Below are 22,327 nucleotides of genomic sequence, written 5' to 3'. Positions count from 1 at the left end.
AAGTTTTAAGCAAACCGAAAGCTCACTTAATCACTTTGCTTAAACCAACGAACAGGCACTTACGCCTGTTCGTTTTTAAAATCCCACCTCAGCAGCTCCATTCAAGTCAAACCCCAGGCAAAATCCCATCACCTCATCGCTTCATCAAATCCATGTGTAGTCATTGCAATAGTCTTAACAGCTCGATACAAGCTAGATCGCAGACAGCAAAGACAGCACAAACACCAAAAGCTCAACGCTCAGCTATAGCGTAACTAAACAAGCAAAAGACCAAGGCAGCCAACGCCCAAGCCTAAGGGCATTATTGAGAGCACGACAGTGCAGCCTTTATTTTGTCGCGATCAATTTTAGTGGATATGTTTTGTATTTTGTGAGGGACGCAGCAGCTTAGTAAACTGCTCAAGAACTAGCCATTACGCAATGTTAGACCAATATCATTGTGCTTGTGTTATAAACTTTATAGCTTAAAGAGATCATGTAAAGAATAGGTGTTGGAGTGGTGCGCAGCAGCAGCTCTATATCGTCTTCCTCTATTGTTTGGATCCTTGTAATCCATGCATTTTTCGTCATACAACGGCTTTTGTAACAGGTGGTACTTAAGATCAAGTTGCAAATTGCAAATGGCAATGTCTAAAGCAAGATCGGTTTTGTAATGGAAATCTTTACATGAGTTAATTACATTGAAAAATGCATCAATGCCAATCCTTGGCATCGGCTTATAGTTGCTTTGTAGACTGAGCCTAACCCCATACCTCTTGCACAGTTTATTAACTTTAGGAGCTCTCATCACGTCATTATCTTTTGCTGTAATGACAAGCCTATTCTGATTGGAAATAAAACGTAGGATGAAAACATCTTGCAGCAGACAGCAGAGCTCTTCAGGGCCAAACTTCTCAAATACTCGAGCATCAACTAGCTGACCACGTTCAAAATCGCTCTGGCGGAGCACCATCAGGCACAATTCACCTTTACCGTTGCCGTAACTAAATGGGTAGAAATCAAGAGACCATGTTGAGTTGCGTTTTATGTAAAGAGAGCCTCTTATGCCTTTGTATTTGAGTGACTTAGTTCTAAGAGAACCTCGGCAACCATTCCTGTAACTAAAGTAATAAAAGAAGTCTTGTCTAATTGCTTTTTCATACCACAAGATAAGATACTTCATATCATGGAAGGTTGTCTTGCGTATGTAGCAATAACCGCTGGTAAGCCCTGAATTAGGACCGCTATACATGCAATCATCAGCTATATTGATGGCGTTATATAGGTCGGGAAAATTTTTTACGCATGATGGCAGATAGTTAAGGCGCGACATAATAAGCGGAAAAGGTTTAAGCTGTTTTTGCTCCACTTTTGATGATGTCTCATTTGTTACAGCAACAGTTGCATGTTGTTGAGAAGCATCTAGCTTACCATCCATGTTAGCTGCCGCATGCTGTTGAGAATCATTTGGCTTGCCATTCTTGTTAGCAGCTGCATGCTGTTTAGCTGAATTTGGCTTGCCATTCTTGTTAGCTACCGCATGTTGTTGAGCAGCATTTGGCTTTGCCTTATTTTTAGCAGCTGCATGCTGTTGAGTGGCATTTGGCTTTGCCTTATTGTTAGCTGCCGCATGCTGTTGAGCTGAATTTGGCTTTGCCTTATTGTTAGCTGCAGCATGTTGTTGAGCAGCATTTGGCTTTGCCTTATTGTTAGCTGCTGCATGCTGTTGAGCTGAATTTGGCTTGCCATTCTTGTTAGCTACTGCATGTTGTTGAGCATCATTTGACTTTGCCTTATTGTTAGCTGCAGCATGCTGTTGAGGGGCATTTGGCTTGCCATTCTTGTTAGCTGCAGCATGTTGTTGAGCAGCATTTGGCTTTGCCTTATTTTTAGCTGCAGCATGTTGTTGAGCAGCATTTGGCTTTGCCTTATTTTTAGCTGCAGCATGCTGTTGAGTGGCATTTGGCTTGCCATTCTTGTTAGCTGCAGCATGCTGTTGAGGGGCATTTGGCTTTGCCTTATTTTTAGCAGCTGCATGCTGTTGATGGGCATTTGGTTTGCCATTCTTGTTAGTTGCAGCATGCTGTTGAGAGGCATTTGACTTTTCTTTCTTATTAGCCTGCGCTTGTGATTTCGTTGCCATTGCGTACTCCCATGACCAAATGCACTAACTAAAATCTAGCACTATTTGAAGGTTATGGTTCAGTTACTGCGATCTTGCTATTCAATGCTGTGATCTATATGGCGCATATTTAGGATCAATAGACAACATCATGTTCAGATCTATGGACAATTCGATAATTTGATGGGGCGGGCGCTGTAAAGTCTAGATGGCGTGAAGGGGAGATTGCTTGTGTGCCGCGTGTGTTGTAGAAAGTAAAAAGGCCCTTAACGGGCCCTTTATGACATTGAATTGTCGTGTGACAGCTAGGCGCTGATCTTCAAAAATGAAGCGTTTAGTTGTCGGTCTTAGTGAACTTATCAAAAGTGTGCTTAACGCGCTCATTAACCTCAGCACGCTTACCATCGTTGAAACGATCTAAGGTACCTACGAGGTAACCGGTTACACGACGAATGCGATCAAACTTAACGCCTTCGCCTACAACACCATTAACGGCTTTTAGTCTGGTGACCATTAGCATGTCCTTGTATACAACTAAACTAAAGAGCAGCTCTGATGCACTCTCTCAAGCTCCAAACATGAGCTTTATTGCATACTAGCTGCCTGGTGAACTTATGGGGCTTAAAATACAAAACGCATATATAAGCCATTTGTAAGTTACTGTTCTAATCTTGTTGAGAAAAGATTGCAACAAATAGTAGCAAAATGGCTAGCCAAAAGTCCAATGACGCAAAGCCCCAAAGATACGGCGTTTGTATTTTGAAAGCCCTAATGCATCAGCTTTACACTAGGTAAAAAATATTTAGTTAATTTCGAACTTGCTTTTTATTAAAGCTGATAAATATCGTATTTGTGTGCTGTTTGGACTCATGGCTTTAGAGCAATGGAAGTTTGTCTGTCGTGATCTTTAGCAAATATGTTTGGAGGATGATCCTCATTGCCACGATGTCACAGGCTAGCAAGGGCTGTAGTTCTCCTCCACATGCATCATAAGCAGCAGATTATTATCTCAGAACGCTCATAGCGTGTTTGCATCGTAGCTGTGTTAGCCTGCAGCGCTTAGTCAAGACAAAGCTACTTGCGGTATTGCTATGGCCTATGTGCAAAGCGAGGATAGCACTGATAGCGGGTGTATATATCTGGCTATGAAAACGAACTTGTGTGAGCTCATGCTGCACAATGTAGCAGCAGGGCAATTAGATGAGGTTGCTTTGCTATAATAGAGGCGGGTTGTTATGACCTAAATTATTTTTGTAACTTAACATTACCTTTAGCAAAGCCAGGAAATGACAGTGTGGCGCTTGATTGCGCGTTATGTTGTTTATAGTTTGCTGTGCTTTCTATGGGTAAATAAAACAGATTAAGGTGGGCAGATCATGGCCGAAGAAACCATTTTTACAAAGATCATTAACGGCGACATTCCTTCAGAGATCATTTACCACGACGATCTCGTAACTGCTTTTAAGGACATTGCTCCTAAGGCTGACCACCACATCTTAATCGTTACTAACAAGCCAATCCCAACTGTTTCAGACGTTGAGGCAGAGGATGAGCAGATGTTAGGTCACCTCTTTATCATCGCTAAGAAGATCGCTACTGATTTAGGCGTAGACAAGTCAGGCTACCGCTTAATCGTTAACTGCGGCCCAGATGGCGGTCAGGAAGTTCCTCACATCCACATGCACCTCTTAGCTGGCGGTAAGCTCGGTGGTTTAGGCTTCCCACAGAAGTAAGAGTACTTGCTTTAAAATTAATTAAGGCAATGGTTTATCATGCGTGACCATTGCCTAAAATCCATAATGAGCCGCTCTTAAGCTACTAAGGGCAAACTATGATTTAGACGCTATCATTATGGGTAATGTACCCGAGCTTGGGTGCATAGTTTCTTATTTTTATTGGTTAGCACTTGGCTAATCTCTTGATGGCACTTTCTTAGTTGATAGCTAATTAAGCAAACACGTGTGCCTAAGTTTTGAATTTCGGGCTGTTCTATCAGGTTGTGTTTTTATGAAGAAGGTTGTTGTTCTCTCTGCTCTAGCATTACTCGTCTCAAGCCTCAGTGGCTGTAACAGTATTGATGATATGCTCTCTGGTGCTAATAAGAATGATCCTGCGCCAAAGGCAGAAGCTGCAGTAAGCGAGCAAGAGAAGAAACAAGCTGATGGCTATGAAAATGCTCCTGATATGGCTAATGCCGAGATGTTAGGCCTGTCTCCTGATGCTTACGGTCCAGTCACCATGGAGACTAATCCAAATGCCGTGCGTAAAAATGTAGCTCTAAGCGATCGTTTAGAGGATGCCTCCTTTTCAAACAATGCCATGTTAGGTTCAGCTGATCCATACAGCTCTGTAAGCGAGGTACAAGGTACTGTTGAAGGTGGCGAGACCTTACTTACTGGCTACGATCAAATGCCTTCTCAGCAAATTGATGGTATGTCCGGCGCTGCAATGCAGCAAGGCAATCAAGGCATGCTTGCTCAAAATCAACAGCAGGGCATGAACCAAAGCCAAAATGGCATGAATCCAAACCAAAACGGCATGTATCAGCAGCAACAGCAAAACAACCGTCCATATGTTGCTGTTGAAGAGCTCTCAACTAACAGCTCTTGCTCCACTTCCTTAAATGCTGAGGCCACTGGTCTTGCTCGTGCTCTTATTAAGGAGCTCTCTGCTCGTTTGCGTGCTGAAAGCGGCAATATGTACGTAGCTCCAACTATCGTAGATAGAGAGTACCAAGACTGCATTCGTGATCTAAGCTACTCCATTGAAGATGGCTTAGCTGATTCTCAGACTTTTACTGTAGTTCCAGCAACCACTAACTTAAGCAACATCATTTCACAGAACATCGGCTCAGCTACCATTTTGCCAAACCTCATTCATCAGTGCCGTGCTTCCTCAATCCCATACTTAGTCGTCTCCCAAATTAAGAAGACTGGTGGTAAGGCAGCCTTAACCTTACGTATTATCCGCACTGAAGATGGTATTACTTTAAGCCAGACCTTCCGTCGCTTAAGCGAGTAGGTAGCAACCCATAATCAGCGCTGCACCAAACTCTCCACGCAGCGCCATCCGCTGCAGCATCATAATTTGCAGCATCATATGTTCTGTCAAGCTGCAGCACTTACCTTAGCAAATGCCTCCTCAAGTTCATAGGCACAAGCAAATGCCTATGGACATGAGCACATAAGCAAGACCTCATAGCTAGATTTTCCCATCACATTAGCTAGCCGTATAGCTAAGTCTTTTGCAACTGATCTTTTGATTTTCAGTACTTTGCCAAGCTTACAAATAGCCCATTGAGCCATATCCCATACAAGCCATGGCATGTGAGTACTAGCTACCATTTAGCAAATCCCTCCGGACTAATCCTTAAGCTAATCTTTCCATAGCAATGACAATGCACATCTCAAAGTTGACTCTAGCGTGGCGGCATTAGCTTAGTTGCATGCATTCATGCCTGTCGATAGTTTTCATGTATGCCTTGTCTTCTTGCTTATTGGTGGATGCCGATTATGGGGATAAAGGGCATGGCTAAGCTAAAGAGCGATTTATGAGCAGTGTAGCCTCTTTGGTTCCATAATGATCTTTGGGTTTATGTGGAGGATTATTGTATAAGGTTGCTAAAACGGTGATGTTTTAGGCCTTATGTGATAGGATCTTGCGGCTACTTTTAGGTTGCAGTTATTAGCGTTGCGTGAAGTAAGAAAATTATGATTTCATTACAAGATTTAACGATTATGCGTGGCTCCAAGGTTCTTATCGAAGGAGCTAGTGCCACAGTTTTAGCTGGCCAAAAGGTCGGTATTATCGGACGCAACGGCTGCGGTAAGTCTACCTTGTTTGCTGCTATTCAAGGTGAGCTTGCTCCTGAGCTTGGTTCTATTAGCGTGCCTAAGAACTTAAAGATTGCTGCAGTAGCACAGAAGACTCCAGCCTTAAGTATCTCTGCTATGGACTATGTCATGCAGGGTGATAAGACTGTACAAGAGCTCTTAAAGCGTCGTGAGGCTGCCTATGCCTCTAACTTGGGTGAAAAGATTGCTTTAGTTGAAGATGAGCTTGGCATTGCTGGCTATTGGACTTTAAAGGCACGAACTGGATCGTTACTGCTTGGCTTGGGTTTTAGCCCTGATGAGCTAGATAAACCAGTTAAAGAGTTTTCAGGCGGTTGGCGTATGCGTTTAAACCTAGCTCAAGCGCTGATTTATAAGTCTGACTTACTCTTACTTGACGAGCCAACTAACCACCTTGATTTAGATACTGTGCTGTTCTTACAAAACTACTTACGTAGCTATGAAGGCACACTCTTATGTATCTCCCACGATCGTGATTTCTTAGACTCCTTTGCTGATCATATTCTGCATTTTGAAGAGGGTAAGGTAGTACTGTATACCGGTAACTACTCTGATTATGAGCGTCTGCGTGCTGAAAAGATTCGTGCACAAAAATCAGCTCGTCGTCGTGAAGAGGCGATCTTAGCCAATATGCAGAAGTTTGTTGATCGCTTCCGCTATAAAGCAAGTAAGGCAAAGCAAGCTCAGTCACTCATTAAGGCAATGGATAGAATGCAGCTTACCGCTGTTACTCAAGAAGAGTCTCCATTCTCCTTCTCATTCCCTGAGCCTGAGCGTACCCCACAAGTGATTGCCTCCTTAAAGGAGCTTGATGCAGGCTATCATATTGATGCAGCACAGATTGCAGCGTTAAAAGCTGCAGCACAGGCTGATAAGGTCAATGCCGCTGCTTCTGCTCAGGCAAGTAGTGATGGCGATAGCGTAGTCATGCTTGAGAACGATGCAGACGAGATGGATGCACCGTTTAAGCATGAGATTATTCAAGAAAACAATGTCATCTTACACAAGGTTAATCTTGAGCTCTTAAGCGGCGATCGTATTGCCCTGTTAGGTAAGAATGGTCAAGGTAAATCCACCCTCATTAAGACCTTAGTGGGCGATCTTAAGCCTGTAAGCGGTGAGGTACTCATCGGTAAGGGCATTAAGATTGGTTACTTTGCTCAGCATGAGCTCGAGTCATTAAACGAAGATCAAAATGCTCTGTGGCATTTATGGCGTGTTGATCCTGATGCTAAGGAAAAAGACTTACGCACCTTCTTAGGCTCATTTGCTTTTAAGGGCGATAAGGTTTTTGATAAGGTTGGCACTATGTCAGGTGGTGAGCAAGCTCGTTTAGCTTTAGCTTTAATTGCTTATCAAAAGCCAAACTTACTCTTACTTGACGAGCCTACTAACCACTTAGATCTTGAAATGCGAGAGGCATTGTCTGTTGCTTTAGCTTCATACTCAGGTGCATTAGTCTTAGTATCCCACGATCGTCACTTAGTAGAGGCTATTGCGGACAAGCTGTGGTTAGTAGATTCTGGTAAGGTGAGCGAGTTTTCAGGTGATCTTAACGATTATCAAGAGTTCTTGCTGCGTCGTGCCCGTGAGTTTAGAGAACAGCAACAAGCTGCAGCTGCTGAGGCTAATGGTAAGAATACTGCTACAGCCAAAAGCTCAAATGCTCAAGGTACTAGCGCTAATAGCAGCTCAAGTTCTACTAGCTCTTACAAGAGTAAAGAGCAAAAGCAGCTTGAGGCGCAAAAGCGTGCTGCACTGCGTCCAATCAAACTCAAGATTGAAAAAGAAGAAAAGCAGATGGCTGCCATTGATGAGCGCTTAGCAGAGATTGATGAGCGTATGGCTGATTCATCTTTATATGAGAGTGGCAAAGAAGAGCTTGAAGCTCTGATCTTAGAGCGTGCTAAGCTCACTAGCGAAAAAGAAGAGTGCGAGGAGCGTTGGCTGGAGCTCAATGATGAGCTTGAGGCAGCCCAAGCTCAATAGTTCTAAGCCACAGCGAAAGGCTAAAGCATAAAGATCAGCGCCTGAGGCAAAGGCTAAAGCGCAAGGCAAGAGTCAGGTGGCATTGAGACATGAAAAAAGCGGCAATTAAGCCGCTTTTTTCATGCTTGGATTACCAAAGCCTAAGAGAACATAGCGCCTTGCTTAAGCAATTATGCTGGTGGTGCGGGCGCTATGTTGCGATTTCTTAGTAAGCTGGGTTGAATTGCAGCTCTAAGAAGCCATCGTCAAAGGCAGAGGTAATAAGATCATTATTTAAGAAGTTTTCGGCGTGATCTTTTGGTGTGAAAATCACTGCAGAATCAGCACCAAAAGAAACCTTATCTGAGCCAATTTCTGAGGCTTCACGGCATGGCACTACCACATAGGCCTTGGCGTTGTTGATAAACTCAACCTGGAACATCACCATCTCAACTTCGTCATTTAAGCTAATGTCGCCTGAAAGCTCGTGAGTGGTCTTGTTAGCCTTATCTAAATCACGACCTGAGATGCTGCCAGAACCTAAGTAGTCAAAGCTCTTAAAGCCGCTATTACGATCAGCGTAGTTTAAGAATGCCTCATTAGCGTCAAGCACATCGCTAAACACTTCTTTGTTCTTTGCATCAGACTCAAGGCGCAGCAGGCTGTTGTTGTAGACAGCAGCAACGTCATTGCTCATCAAGCCCTGAAGGTAGTTGCGGCTAGCATCCTGTGCTGACTGAGCCTCGGTTAAAGTAGCCTCATCTACCATAGCCTCAGGACCCTTGATAGTTGGGGTAGCCTTAAGAGTAAGTGGGGCCTGGGCATTGGCATCTAAGCTAACGCTGTTAACCACGGTATTGCGAGCGTGGTGATTTAATGCGGCGCTCTTGTCATCATACTGAGTAGCAGCCTGAACAGCAGTGGTGCTTAAGAGGCATAAACAATAGGCAGCAACGGTACCACCGAGAACTGACTTAAAAGACGGCTTGGAAAACTTCATTATGGTCTCCTTGGAGGTCTTGAATTCTTGCGATAGTCTTTAACGAAAAGCTCTTATCTTTAAAGAGGGCTTAACTAACTCATTTTCTTAAGTACTTTGTTAAGCAACTTAGCTGTTAGCTAGCAGTCTCGTTCAATCAACTACATCGAGTAGTGCTATCGACTTGTTTTTGAGTTTAGCGAATAAAACTTAGCTTTAGCTTAGGCCATTAACTAAATTAAGCTTACACTTTAGTGGAAAAGGTCTAGCTAAACAAAAGAACCTTGCGGTTAAATGGCTTTTGTAAGCCATAGTTTGTTAAACTATGCACCGCTTGTTTGCTATCTCATGCTAATCTTTAGCAAGTCGCTTGTTTTTATATATGGTGACTCTTTTTTGCGATCTCAAGGTGTGGTGCAACATTGCACTATCTTTGGCATAGATAAGTAAGCACAGTATGGTTGATTTGGGAGATTTAGATGCTCAGTTATCGTCACGGCTTTCACGCTGGCAATCACGCAGATGTGCTTAAGCACATGACTGTTTGTCTCATCATGCGTTCCTTACTTGAGAAGGACAAGCCATTTACCGTGGTAGATACCCACGCAGGTTCAGGCCTTTATGATCTAAACTCAGGTTTTGCCCGCAAGAACAATGAGTACAACACTGGCTGGGAATTGATTAAAGACAATGAGCGTCTTCAAAAGCTAGTACCTGAGTTTTATGAAGTAGTAGCTAAGGCTCAAGAAGAGGTAGATGCTAACAAGGGTCATATGTACCCAGGCTCTCCATACTTTGAGTATGCTCTTTCAAGAAGCTCAGATAGCATCTTCTTAAATGATACTCATCCAAGTGAGTTTGAGCGTCTGTTGCAGATCTTTAAGCGTAAGCGTAATGTGCGTGTAGAGTTGCGTCAGTGCTTAGATACTATCAATGCGCTGCTGCCACCAATTAAGCGCCGTGGATTAATCTTAATTGACCCGCCATACGAAAAAGAGCAAGAGTATCGTCAGACTGTTGAGGCCGTAAAGAAAGGTTTAGGCAGATTCGAGCAGGGCATCTATGCTGTTTGGTATCCAGTCTTAGCTCGCATGAATGATCACTCTAAGAACTTAGTGCACGCCATGCGTCGTTTAAACCGTCCATTGCTGCAAGTTGAGCTTTGTGTCAGCGAGCAAAAAGAAGACTTTGGCATGTGCGGTAGCGGTATGCTCATCGTTAACTATCCATTTAAGCTCTACGATGCTTTAGAAGGTGTAGTAGACGAACTCTACAATGTACTCGCAGATGCAGATACAGGTAGTGCCAAACTCGAAATCCTGGTCGAAAAGCAGTAACTCACAAAAGAACAATCACATCCTGTTAACTGCTCTCAAGACTCTAGCATACTTCCACCAACCACCAGGCATAGTGATTAGCACCATCAAATGTACGGCAATAATGGTGAATGGAAGCTTGCTAGAAAAGCTATGGCAAGCAGGAGGAATGGAAGCTTGCTATCAAAGGCGCTAGCAAGTGGCGCATAACATTAAAGAGATAGTATGAGGCTCTCGCATTGAGCACATACTAAAAAGGCCAGCATTTGCTGGCCTTTTTAGTATCGCTTTAGCTTTGCGGTGAGTTCATTTCCGCATGATCTTGCGATTTGACATCGTTAAGCTTGATGTAGTCAGTAACGTAACGAGGGGATGGCATATCGCCATAGCCATTGTCATCGTCAATCTTGCTCATTGGCTCGAGTGGAATATCGATCTTGCCAAGAATCTCTAAGCGCCATGACTGTTGCAGCAGTGGTGTGTAGCCTAAAGCTTTAGCTCTAAAGTAGTCATTCAGCAGCTGCTTTTTAATGAGCACCTGTGGGCACAGACCATTACGTTCTACTGCATCAGCCACTGCCTTTTTAAGGCAATCAAGATTCTCTTGCATGCTCTTACGATGTGAGTAGTAATCGTAAGGAATGGTTAAATGTTCGTAGCGCGGGGCTTTGCGTGCAAAGTTTAACCACTTTAAGATGTTATCTCCGTACTGTCTAATAGTGCCGTACTTAACGCCACGATTTTCAAGTTCAACCTTGGAGCGAGGTAAGTAGCGGGCTAACTGCCACATAGATTTAGTGGTAATAACGCGATTTAAAGCCTCGTTATCCATCTGTGCAGTGAGCTGACGCTCTTTAGCTAGATGGTACAGAACATTAAGCTCGTTGTCATTGAGCATGCCGGCACCAGGAATGGATAAGTAAGCTTCATCCTCAGTTGGCTCGTCAATGGTGGACTGGCGAATGTAATCCATCTCGGCCTTGAAATACTCAAAATTCTCCTTTGGAGTAATCTTGCATACCTCATGGAAGAGCTCTTCTAAGTATTCGACGTCTAAAGCTGAGTAGATAAGCTGTCCACTAGTTAAAGGACGGCGGTTCCAGTCAGAGCGGGTGCAATCTTTAGCTAAGGTTATGCCCAAAAATTGCTGTAGCGCAAAGTTTAAACCACGACCATAAGAGTGTCCGGCAAAGGACATTAAAAGCTGAATGTCATAAATACGCTTAGGCAGGATGACATCGCAATTAATACGGCGGGCTTCATGAGCTAAAAGCTCAATGTCTTCTGAGCAGGAGAAGGCTAAAACAACAGCCTTGGTGTGACATAAAGACTCGATGATAGGCTGAACATTGCCCTCAAGCATCCATACGTCAATGAGGTAGTTTTGTCCGCGAATGGACAGCTGCATTAAGGAGAAATCTGGGTAGTAGCATGTAATACGCATAAACTCAGTATCTAGGCCAATGTACTCATCTTCCTCTAGTGAGTCGATAAGATCACAGACATCTAAAAGCGAGTCTTGATCATCGATAAACTCATAGTCAACTGAGTCACTCATACCTAAAACTTCCGTCCTTAAAAAACTAATTGCTGCAGCTTCATATGTATAGCTAAGCTCTTAAAGCCACGCTATAAGATAAGTTCTGCAAGCATGAAACAGCTTATCTTTGCAGCATTTTACAAAGCACTACCTTCGTAAACCACACTACCAAAAAACACTCACGCAAAAGCTGTGCTTAATTGCGTTGCTACGTACTTTTGAGCACTGTATGCATACAAGCAAAAGTAGGTATACATGTTAGCATAGCAGGCCTCTGATTATAAGCCTTAGCTAAGGTTAACGAAGAAATAGACGCAAAATTAGTCCGAAAGTTCCATACAAAAATAGCTTTGTTGCAGTTTGTTACTCAAGCACGCAGTTATGCTGGCTCATATGACATCCACCTTACCTACACCACACTCTATTCACTCAATTTAATAGCGCAAAGAATAGAGCTTATGTTCCGCCTGCAGAGCATAAAGGTTATACCAGCATGCATAGCTGAGAACTTATATCACGCATGCATAGCATATGGCTTATATCACGCACGCATAGTCTAAAAACGACAACGGCTCCTAAAGGAGCCGCGTCAGTACAGAAATTTGACTTAGAACTATAGCTTAGGAAAAGCTTGACTATGTGTTCTCTATCTGTAGAAGTTGGTGTAGTTGTTGCGCTTGCGTTTAAAGAACTCTGAGAGTAAGAAAAGTGAGGCAACCACTAAACCAGTTGCAAAGGATACAAAGATCCACTCAGGCATACTAAAGCCAAAGAGCTCCCAACCAAGAGGTGAGCAGCTCGCGGTTGGAGAAAACATCCATGGCAGCCACTCATCAAGCGGCATAAAGGATGGGTAGCTTGCCTTAAGCTTGCAAGTAGCACCAAAACCAGTTTGGTATACAGAGGTAAGGTGTTCAAAAGCTACGTACAGACCACCTGCAGAGCCTGTGAGGAAAGTTAAGGTGGCTAGCTGTCGGAACAAGAAGAAGTTTGGATAGAGAAAGCCTACTAAGCCTGCAATGATGAAGCTCATGTAGAAAGCTCTTTCATAGACACAATAAACACAAGGATCCATGCGTAAGCCATACTGAAAGTACAGGCCGCAGCCTTCTAATACAACTCCCAGTAAAAACAGCAAAATCCAAACTAAACGATGCCGCGTGAGCGATTGGATCAGGTGAATGAATCCCATAGTGTCTGTCCGCAAGATAAAGCTAGCTAAGTTGGTACCTTAAGCAAGAGTACTTAAAGCACACTCTATCTAATGTACTTTAAATCTTGTGAGAATAAAAGCTCATTGAGCGCCTCAAATAAAATGAGTTGCCAAAGCTTGTTAGACTTCACAAAGTTGCATGCAGCTAACGTACAGTATCTGATTTCGGTCAACACATTTTTTTTCAAATAGAACCATCAGTTCAAACTAAAACACAATCAACAGCAAAACAGCTCGTATCCATTCCAGCCACTTACAACTAAATACCAAGCAGACCAAAATTGACCGAGGAGCGGTCTATTAGCTCAAGATAGACTCATGCAGCTAAATAGACTTGCAGCCGTCTTCTTAATTGCTCTTAGTACAGATTGTCAAAGTTTGCCAAAGTTATAATTAATAAGATCAAAAGCCCCCAAACTCTTATGCTGAGCTCAGAGCGAGCTCATGATCTTCATACATATCAAACAACTGCAGCATGGTTTCTAATCTTAAAAATGAATAGTTGCGTCTACAGCTTCACTAGCACAAGAGTAACTAAATAAAGTCAAAACAGTGTAGCTGCAATAATACGAGTTAGCACTAACATCGGTGATCTTAAAAATAGCAAAGCTTTAAAAAGATAAGATCACGCACTTTTGCAAGATAAAAGTATTGGCAGAAAAGAAGGGATCGACACTAGCAGAGCGAAGCTTAATAGCACCATTGATTAGAACAGGCTACAGAAAGCTGGTTCCTTGAACAGCTAAGGTAGTAGCGATGAGCTGAGTCTTGCAAAGAGCAAAGAACAAAGAGTAAAGAAAAAAATCTGAAACATGAGTATGAACATCAGTGTGCATGAATGCTAATTACAAGTAGAACAGCATTCATGTTATGCCGTGAGCAAGATATGGAGTTGCTAGTGGTCTATAGAAAGTGGCTTAACCTCCTAGGTTTGAGGCCAGGATCAGAGCCTATGATCTTGGCGTGTGATCTTTGAAAAGATAGGGGACTCTGATCTTTAAAAAATTGAGTTCTATTAGCTACTTAAGTGGTGATCTCGTGCTTAACTTGTTGGACAAGTATACAAGTGCATATATAAGCGATTTGTGGTGTTATTGCACCAAAATAGAACACTTAAAAGTGGTCTAGTTGATAACGATTTATCAAAAACTACAGATCTTACATGTTCTTAAGATGGTCGTCGTAATAGACACGTAACTTAGTTAAGGCCGCTAGGATTTGATTTAGCTGGCTTTGTTGAGATCGCAAAAATTGCTTCGTGATGGCAAGTAAACCCAAGTTGTCTTAAAGAAAGATTATTGCATCACAAAATGATGTTGAAATTGAATCATCAAATTGGGCAAAAATGTAGCACCATAATAGTGCAAACCCTATATCTATCGGACTTGTTAGCCATGTTTTGATTAGTAATTTGCTATATGCATAAAAGTTTAGCTAGAGCAAATTATTTTTGTATAAAAGGATGTTTTTCTATTAGATTTGTGATCTGTATTAGGTTTAATGGCTGAAATTTGGTCTTTGTTTCACACTTTTGATCAATTTTGGCAAAATGCACCAGCAAAGTGATTACCATGTAAATGTCTTCACAAGCGATGACTTGCTACTTAAGTGACCAGATGCTTTGCATCAACTTAAATGCTTTTAGCAACTGTTAAGTATGTAGTGCAGTTAGAGCTTAAAGATGACTTTAATCTTAAGTGTTTAAGGTTGTAAGACATTGAGATGTGGACGGTTTGTATCAGCTTTACCTATCTGGCCAATCACCATGTGATTGTAACTTTGCTTTAAAACAGTAGGTGGAGCGGCTCTGCAAAGTTTATGAGTTCATCTTGGACTCAAATAGATTTGTTTGCGCTTTCATTAAGCAACCTCAAAAGAGGAGCTCAATGACTTTTAGCTGTTGCAACTTAGCAGAGTTCAATTTTCTATTGGGGGTTTTAAAATGCGTTTAGAGCACGATTTCATCGGTGAGTTAGAAATTGCTGACGACGTTTTCTACGGTGTTCAGACTTTCCGTGCAAAGCAGAACTTTGACATCACTGGTGAACATCTTTGTGACTATCCTTCATTCATCTATGGTTTCGCTAAGGTAAAGAAGGCTTGTGCTTTAGCAAACTGCGAGTTAAAGCTTCTTGATCAAGAGAAGTGCGATTACATCGTTAAGGCTTGTGACGAGATCTTAACTGGTAAGTACAACGACCAGTTCGTAGTTGACATGCTCCAGGGCGGCGCTGGTACTTCCACCAACATGAACACCAACGAAGTTATTGCTAACGTTGGTCTGACCATGATGGGTCACCAGAAGGGCGAGTACAAGTTCTTACATCCAAACGATCACGTAAACCTCTCACAGTCAACCAACGACTCTTATCCATCAGCAATTAAGATTGCTACTTACGACGACATCGGCACCCTGTTCGAGGCTATCAAGCTTCTGCGTGACTCCTTTGCTAAGAAGGCAGAAGAGTTCAAGGACGTAATCAAGATGGGTCGTACCCAGTTACAAGACGCTGTTCCAATGACCTTAGGTCAGGAATTCCACGCTTTTGTAACCATGCTCGACGAAGACTTAGAGCGTCTTGAGGAAGCCCGTAAGTTAATGCTCGAGGTTAACCTCGGTGGTACTGCTATCGGTACTGGTATTAACGCTCACCCAGATTTCCCTAAGGTTGTTGTAAAGCACTTACGTGAGATCACTGGCGACGACTTCAAGTCCTGCGCTGACTTAGTTGCTGCTACCCCAGATTGCTCTGGTTACGTACACGTAATGGGCACCTTAAAGCGTATGGCTGTTAAGCTCTCCAAGACCTGTAACGACCTGCGTTTATTAGGCTCAGGCCCACGCTGCGGTCTCAACGAGATCAACTTACCTAAGATGCAGCCAGGCTCATCCATTATGCCAGGTAAGGTAAACCCAGTTATCCCTGAGGTTGTTAACCAGGTTTGCTACCACGTAATCGGTGCTGACGTTGCTGTTAACTTCGCCGCTGAGGCAGGTCAGTTACAGCTCAACGTAATGGAGCCAGCTATTGCTTACGAAGTCTTCAAGTCTATCAAGATGTTAGATAAGGCTTGCCGTACCTTAGCTGAGAAGTGCGTTGATGGCATTACCGCTAACGAGAAGCAGTGCTTAGACTTTGTTTTAGGCTCAATCGGTATCGTTACCGCATTAAACCCATACATCGGCTACGAGAACTCCGCTTCTATCGCTAAGGAAGCTTTATTAACTGGCAAGCGTGTACGTGAAGTTGCTTTAGAGCGCAACTTACTGACTGAAGAGCAGTTAGATGAGCTCTTAACTCCTGCTAACATGCTTAAGTCAAACCTCTCAGCAGAGAGCCGTGCTCACTTCGCTAAGAAGTAAGAGCCTTCGCTGTCACAATCATAACTTTATTTAATGTGACAGCTTTTGCCAAAAGATTAATCTCACTCACCACTGGCATTTGCCCTCTTGCCCTGTTGCTTTTGCAACAGGGTCAAGGGTCTAGGGAGTGCTGCACCTTGAATAAGGTGCAGTTTGCTGTTTGCAAGAGACAAAGATATACATGTCTCTTGCATTATGCTTTTGGCAATCGTTGTGTATGAGTTATTGTGACTTGTTCATCTTGTAACCGTGATTGGTTACATATCCTAAATTGCTTCTATTGATTTCTCTTTAAGACATGTTCTTGTAAGAGGAAAACTTAGTTACACAAATGTGCTGTACAGATTTTATTGGCAGCATGTCAGTGGTGTGAAGTAACTAAAGTTTCTACCAAGCTAAACACTCAATTAACCGAGCCTAAGTTTGAGAAAACTGGGGTAGGGGGTTTGTTGTCTTTGCTAGGCTACATAATTGATAGAGGCTCTGCCCTTTGGGGCATAAGGAGATACAATGGATATTATGCTTATACTGCGCCTCTTGGTGCTCTTTGGCGTGATCTTTATGGGTATCCGCCTCGGTGGTATGGCTATCGGCTATACCGGTGGTCTTGGTGTTATCGTTCTGACCGTATTCTTAGGCATGAGCGCTGGTGCCATCCCAACCGACGTTATTCTCATCATCATGTCCGTAATCGCTGCTATTACTGCTCTGCAAAAGGCAGGTGGTCTCGATTACATGGTTCGTATTGCTGAAAGGATTTTAAGAAACAATCCTAAGCACATTAACTACTTAGCTCCAACTGTTACCTACGTATTAACCATCTTAGCTGGTACTGGTCACACTGCTTTTGCAATGATCCCAGTTATCGTAGAAGTTGCTAAGGAGCAGAATATTAAGCCAGCTGGCCCTCTGTCAATGGCAGTTGTTTCAGGTCAGGTTGCTATTACTGCATCCCCTGTATCTGCAGCTGTAGTTTATATGACTGGCGTGCTTGAGCCATTTGGCTGGTCTTACCCAGCTCTGTTAGGTGTTTGGTTAGTAACCACCTACTTAGGCTGTATGATTGCTGCTTTCATCATGTCTACTTTCTTTAACAAGGGTAAGCTTGATGAGGATCCTGAGTACCTTGAGCGTGTTAATAACGGCTTAATTGCTCCAGTTTCTCACGAAAAGCCAGAGCTCCCAGCTTCTGCTAAGTCTGCAGTTATGATCTTCTTAACTGGCGTGCTGTGCGTAGTTCTGTATGCAACCTTCATCTCTGACGTTATCCGTGTACCATTCACTCAGTATTTACAGGCTAACGTTGCTGACGGTGGTTCTGCAATCTCTGCTGCTCTGTTAACCGTGCTTGAGCCTCTGAAGTTAGCTCGTGACGGCGCTATCATGTCATTCATGCTCTTGATTGCAACTTTCATTGTTATCAAGTGCAAACTGAACACTGGCGAACTTGCTGATACCCCAACCTTCAAGTCAGGTATGACAGCATGTATCTGCGTACTCGGTGTAGCATGGCTTGGTAACACCTTCGTTGCTGGCTACTCTGCTCAGCTTCAGGACTTCTCAAAGGATATCGTTGCCGAGTATCCAGCAGTTCTGTCAGTTGTGCTGTTCTTCATCTCAGCATTACTCTACTCACAGGCTGCTACTGCTAAGGCTCTGATTCCTGTAATTATCGTAGCTTTAAACATTGAGGCTAACCCAGATCTCGCTTACATCTTAGTTGCTTCATTCGCTGCTGTATCAGGCCTCTTCATTCTGCCAACTTACCCAACTCTGTTAGGTGCTGTGCAGATGGACGACACAGGTACTACTAAGATTGGTAAGTTCATCTTCAACCACTCAATGTTATTGCCTTGCATACTGTGTATCTTCATCTCTGTAGCATTAGGCTTCGTTGTAGCCCCAATGTTCTAAGCGATAAGTACATAGACACGCATATATAATCACGGGCTGCTTTTTAGTGGTTTATAAAGAACGCCTGAGTATCAAGTCACAATTCAGTAGGCATGAGCCATGGCGTTCACTTTAAAGGACGGATAGACAAAACTTCCAACAGAAAGTAACACCAGTTTATCTGTCCTAAATGCCGCTTTATAAGAAGCGGTAAAAGCTTAAATCCGACTGATACTGCCAAATACGGTCAAAGCCCTGATCTACTTTGTTAAGTCAGTCTTTTAAAAGGAAAGCATCCTCCCGAGAGTTGCTAACCTACCGAATCTGTCGAACCCTCGATAGAACCGCGTAGGGGAGCAATCCCCTGCGCTTTTCAATAGGGGTATGGGAAAAATATGGCACAAGCAGGCACACTCTTTGTGCCACATTTCCTAAACTAAAGACAAGCTTCACAATTTGCCCGCTGGCCAAAACTAGCGGGCTTTTTTGTGCTCGCAAAATGGCCTTTAACCTCATTTTGTTTGTCTTTGTTAGCTAAATGGTGTGACTTTTCTTACACCTCTAGTTTTTCCTGTTGTAGCGCAAGGGATGTAAAGAGATAAGGTAGAAGGGTATAGGTATTTTGATGGCAAGAGAGTAATGCTAAAACTTGTGATCAGGTATGTATCTAGTATACAAAGCTGATAAAGCGGATATTTATGCGGTAGTTGCACTGAGTTGGTAATTTTTGCATAGATTGCGTAAGAGATAATATTTACCATTTAGGTGCAAGTAAAGCAAAGTGAATGTTTGTCATATCTTGCTAAGAACCCCGTGAAAAAGGGAATGTCTTAAGTGACCAGACATGAGCGCAAGTGGCTAAAACATCATCTTTTTGTAAGGCTTTTGAGGCATTCTCATATTCTTGCACGTCATCACAGTTACAAACTGCAACTTGTCTATAATTACTCTTAGCAAGCTGTTAATGCTTTGTTTGCTCAATTCTAGTGCACCATTGAGTACGCTTCATTGGGTTCATGCTTAGCATCAACTGCAGGATTGCATAATTTGAGCATCTTTAGTTGCAATGTCTGGCTGTCGAACTGAGCTTATAAGAGTAGGTTGAAGGCAGCTGATGATCATGTTTCTTTAGCGGATTGCGCTATGTAGTGATGCGTTTGCATTGCATAGTGTGGTGTGTGCTGAAATTAAGTGATAGAGCTTTCGGGACTTGTTCTGAGGTAACCGTCTTCAAGAAACTCAAGCGTTGATGGGAACTCTGAACATTTGCAAATTCTAGATCCTTAAATCCGTATCTTTCTTATTGCATACGCTCTTAAAGATGGCTAGCTATCTTAAAGAGAGATGTTGTAAGTGACTTTTTGAGTCTTAGCATAGTTAGTACTTCTGTCAAAGCTAGTATCGTCTATGTGGGGTATGGCGCATAAGGATGTAGCTGTCATTGTTTTAAGTTGAGTTTATTGCTATGCCAACCATCACGTATACAAAGGCATTTGCCCTGAACTTCATGGGTACAGCGCCTGTCTGGTACAAACTGTTTATCCTGGCCTGCTTGGTTATTAACCCAATTCTGGCCTTCATATCTCCAGTACTCGCTGGCTGGGTTTTAGTCGGAGAATTCATCTTTACTCTGGCGATGGCCTTAAACTGTTACCCTCTGATTCCTGGTGGTTTCCTTGCGATTGAGGCAGCTTTCATCGGCCTTTGCGACATGGAACACGTGCGCCACGAAATCGGTGCTAATTTAGAAGTTATCTTACTTCTGATGTTCATGGTTGCCGGTATTCACTTCGTACGTGATGTGCTCTTATTCATATTTACTAAGCTTTTAGTTAAAGTACGCTCCCACACCTCACTGGCATTAATTTTCTGCTTCCTTGGTGCTTTCTTATCAGCATTCTTAGATGCTCTGACCGTTTTAGCAGTAGTTATCACCATCTGCATGGGCGTATACCGTTACTACCACGATCTTATTTCTGGCAACAATCCTGCTGCTCGTGTTAACAATGACGATTACGTACAGGACGAGTTCAAGGATGATCTTGAGCGGTTCCGTGCTTTCTTACGCTCTATCTTAATGCACGCTGCTGTAGGTACCGCTCTTGGTGGTGTATGTACCATCGTTGGTGAGCCACAGAACATCATTATCGGTAACATCGCTGGCTGGAACTTCGTTGAGTTTGCTGTTCGCGTATCCCCAGTTTCTATTCCTGTAGTACTGTGCGGTTTCTTAACCTGCTTCCTTCTTGAAAAGACCAAGCTCTTTGGTTTTGGTAAGACTATGCCTGAGTCTGTTCACAAGATGTTAGTTGAACAGGACAAGACTACCATGGAGAACCTCACCAAGCGTGACAAGCTCCGTCTTATCATTCAGGCTATCTGCTGTGTTTGGTTAGTTATCGGCCTCGCTCTGCACTTAGCTGCAGTAGGTCTGATTGGTTTATCCATCATCATCTTAGCTACCGGCTTTTGCGGTGTAACCTCTGAAGAAGAAATTGGCAAGTCTTTCACTGAGTCCTTACCATTCTGCGCTCTGTTATGCGTATTCTTCACCGTTGTTACTGTTATCGCTGAGCAGCAGCTCTTCACTCCACTCATCGAGTGGGTATTAGCCGCACCAATGGATCAGCAGCTGCCAATCTTCTATATTGCCAATGGCGTCCTGTCTTCTGTATCTGACAACGTATTCGTTGCTACCATTTACATCCAGGAAGTCTACAAGGCAATGCTCAACGGTGTTATCACTGGTGCGCACTTTGACCACTTAGCTATTGCTATTAACGCTGGTACCAACTTACCATCTGTGGCAACTCCTAATGGTCAGGCTGCATTCTTATTCTTATTAACCTCAGCTTTATCTCCGCTCATCCGCTTAAACTACTTAAAGATGATGTACATGGCACTCCCATACACCATCGTTCTTACCATAGTTGGTCTGCTTGGCACTTGGTTCATCCTTCCAGAAATGACTCAGATGATGATCGAGTCTGGCATCATTGAGTCTGGCGACATCACTCACGCTGCTGAAGTTGGCTCAGCTCTCAAGCAGGCCGGTGCTGCAGCTGCTGAGGCCGCAACTCAGGCTGTTGGCCACTAATCGCGCTTACGCTACCAACCGCTAAATCGTTGTAGCGCTAAAGCGCACTCAGGCAATGAGACACCTCATAGCGCCTTAGGCTACCAACTAAGCATCATGCTTAACTTAACTAACTTGGTAGCCACCATCTCACAAGCAAGCATGCCCATTGTCATGCTTGCATCTTATCAAGAAGGCGATTGTCTGCCTGTAGATACTCGCCTTTTTTCATCCCCAAAAAGCTAATCCATCCATCCATCGCCACTGTCAAAAAGCCCACCACGCAACATTTAATCAAAACGCCACCTCGCGGCATTTCAACAAAAAGCCATCCGTCCATCTCTAAAGCAGTTTAAAGAACGGATCTAGCGTTGACTTCATGTATCTATGAAGGCCGCTGTTAGATAACTATTTTGTTAAAAAGCCATATATCGTCAACATTGAGAAACAGTTTCAAAAAGTAGCTCAGAATCATTGACAGTACTAGTTTCTAAGCAAAAAAGTCCTAAAAAATACTCTTGTTCAGCAAATCATTAATGAACGGCATTTACAAGCTGTTATATCTAGAGAATAAGGAAATATCTAGACGCTAATGAACAATATCTCTACAAGTTTGACATTCGATTTAATGCAAAGTGACTGCAAATGTACACATGTGGGAATAAGATAGGCCGTTGAGTGGTTTAGAAAGTGAGAAGCCTTAGTAGACAAGCTTTCTACTAGATTCTCCTGCTCAAAAACGTAAGCTCATCGATCATTGTCTCTATGCACGATCGAGCATGTTGAGCAAACAAACATTTTGGAGAAATGCAATGGCGGTATATGTAAATACCAATTACAGCGCGTTGCAAGGTCAGCGTTATTTAGGTAACGTTCAGAACCAGCTGACCACCACATACCAGCGTTTATCAAGCGGTATTAAACTAGTCAACTAATCTTTGCATATTAAATCATCGGCCTTTAAATATGCCGTTGATTGACTGCCAGTTTTTTAACTTTAATAATTTATACCTCTTTTTTCAC

13 protein-coding genes are annotated in these 22,327 nt (G+C 43.0%); 8 read left to right on the top strand and 5 right to left on the bottom strand.

Annotation, left to right across the window (positions count from 1 at the left end; genetic code table 11):
* Positions 1–457 precede the first annotated feature (457 nt).
* Entirely contained in the window at positions 458–2,122 is a 1,665-nt protein-coding gene (locus RDO37_RS09405; RefSeq protein WP_308498898.1) for a hypothetical protein, read from the bottom strand.
* Between the two features lie 313 nt (positions 2,123–2,435).
* Positions 2,436–2,615, bottom strand: coding sequence for an anaerobic ribonucleoside-triphosphate reductase (gene nrdD / locus RDO37_RS09400; RefSeq protein ID WP_027940488.1), 180 nt, complete (start codon positions 2,613–2,615; stop codon positions 2,436–2,438).
* Positions 2,616–3,477: 862 nt separating this feature from the next.
* Between nrdD and RDO37_RS09395 the strand changes: the two genes are divergently transcribed.
* The 3 genes from RDO37_RS09395 to RDO37_RS09385 all read left to right on the top strand — a co-directional run bounded on the left by RDO37_RS09395 (position 3,478) and on the right by RDO37_RS09385 (position 7,944).
* Complete coding sequence (locus tag RDO37_RS09395; protein ID WP_303074406.1) at positions 3,478–3,834, top strand: histidine triad nucleotide-binding protein; 357 nt, start codon at positions 3,478–3,480, stop codon at positions 3,832–3,834.
* A 274-nt stretch (positions 3,835–4,108) separates the two neighbouring features.
* The gene (locus RDO37_RS09390; protein ID WP_308498897.1) at positions 4,109–5,122 is read left to right on the top strand and encodes a hypothetical protein; all 1,014 of its coding nucleotides are present in this window, start codon (positions 4,109–4,111) and stop codon (positions 5,120–5,122) included.
* Between the two features lie 689 nt (positions 5,123–5,811).
* Positions 5,812–7,944 (top strand): ATP-binding cassette domain-containing protein, encoded by a 2,133-nt coding sequence (locus tag RDO37_RS09385; RefSeq protein WP_308498896.1) that lies wholly within the window; start codon positions 5,812–5,814, stop codon positions 7,942–7,944.
* Between the two features lie 205 nt (positions 7,945–8,149).
* Here the strand turns inward: RDO37_RS09385 and RDO37_RS09380 are convergent, their stop codons facing one another.
* Positions 8,150–8,923, bottom strand: coding sequence for a hypothetical protein (locus RDO37_RS09380; protein ID WP_308498895.1), 774 nt, complete (start codon positions 8,921–8,923; stop codon positions 8,150–8,152).
* Between the two features lie 458 nt (positions 8,924–9,381).
* On the opposite strand from RDO37_RS09380, the gene RDO37_RS09375 reads away from it, so the two are divergent.
* On the top strand, positions 9,382–10,239 hold the full coding sequence (locus RDO37_RS09375) for a 23S rRNA (adenine(2030)-N(6))-methyltransferase RlmJ (protein WP_308498894.1): 858 nt from the start codon (positions 9,382–9,384) through the stop codon (positions 10,237–10,239).
* Between the two features lie 268 nt (positions 10,240–10,507).
* Here RDO37_RS09375 and RDO37_RS09370 read toward each other — a convergent pair whose 3' ends face one another.
* Entirely contained in the window at positions 10,508–11,776 is a 1,269-nt protein-coding gene (locus RDO37_RS09370; RefSeq protein ID WP_027940481.1) for an HRDC domain-containing protein, read from the bottom strand.
* 628 nt (positions 11,777–12,404) lie between these two features.
* Complete coding sequence (dsbB, locus tag RDO37_RS09365) at positions 12,405–12,950, bottom strand: disulfide bond formation protein DsbB (protein ID WP_027940480.1); 546 nt, start codon at positions 12,948–12,950, stop codon at positions 12,405–12,407.
* Positions 12,951–14,913: 1,963 nt separating this feature from the next.
* Here dsbB and aspA point away from each other — a divergent pair.
* From aspA to RDO37_RS09345, 4 genes are all read left to right on the top strand, one after another.
* Entirely contained in the window at positions 14,914–16,335 is a 1,422-nt protein-coding gene (gene aspA, locus RDO37_RS09360; RefSeq protein ID WP_308498893.1) for an aspartate ammonia-lyase, read from the top strand.
* A gap of 519 nt (positions 16,336–16,854) precedes the next feature.
* Positions 16,855–18,249 (top strand): anaerobic C4-dicarboxylate transporter, encoded by a 1,395-nt coding sequence (locus RDO37_RS09355; RefSeq protein WP_308498911.1) that lies wholly within the window; start codon positions 16,855–16,857, stop codon positions 18,247–18,249.
* Between the two features lie 1,444 nt (positions 18,250–19,693).
* Positions 19,694–21,325 (top strand): sodium/proton antiporter NhaB, encoded by a 1,632-nt coding sequence (nhaB, locus tag RDO37_RS09350; RefSeq protein WP_308498892.1) that lies wholly within the window; start codon positions 19,694–19,696, stop codon positions 21,323–21,325.
* Between the two features lie 791 nt (positions 21,326–22,116).
* Positions 22,117–22,239, top strand: coding sequence for a hypothetical protein (locus RDO37_RS09345; protein WP_303075191.1), 123 nt, complete (start codon positions 22,117–22,119; stop codon positions 22,237–22,239).
* The last annotated feature ends 88 nt before the right edge of the window (positions 22,240–22,327 follow it).

It is taken from the genome of uncultured Anaerobiospirillum sp. (assembly GCF_902485895.1).
GTDB classification, from domain to species: Bacteria; Pseudomonadota; Gammaproteobacteria; order Enterobacterales; family Succinivibrionaceae; genus Anaerobiospirillum; species Anaerobiospirillum succiniciproducens.
The sequence above is the reverse complement of the archived record's forward strand: the minus strand, read 5'-3'. Positions and strand labels throughout refer to the sequence as shown.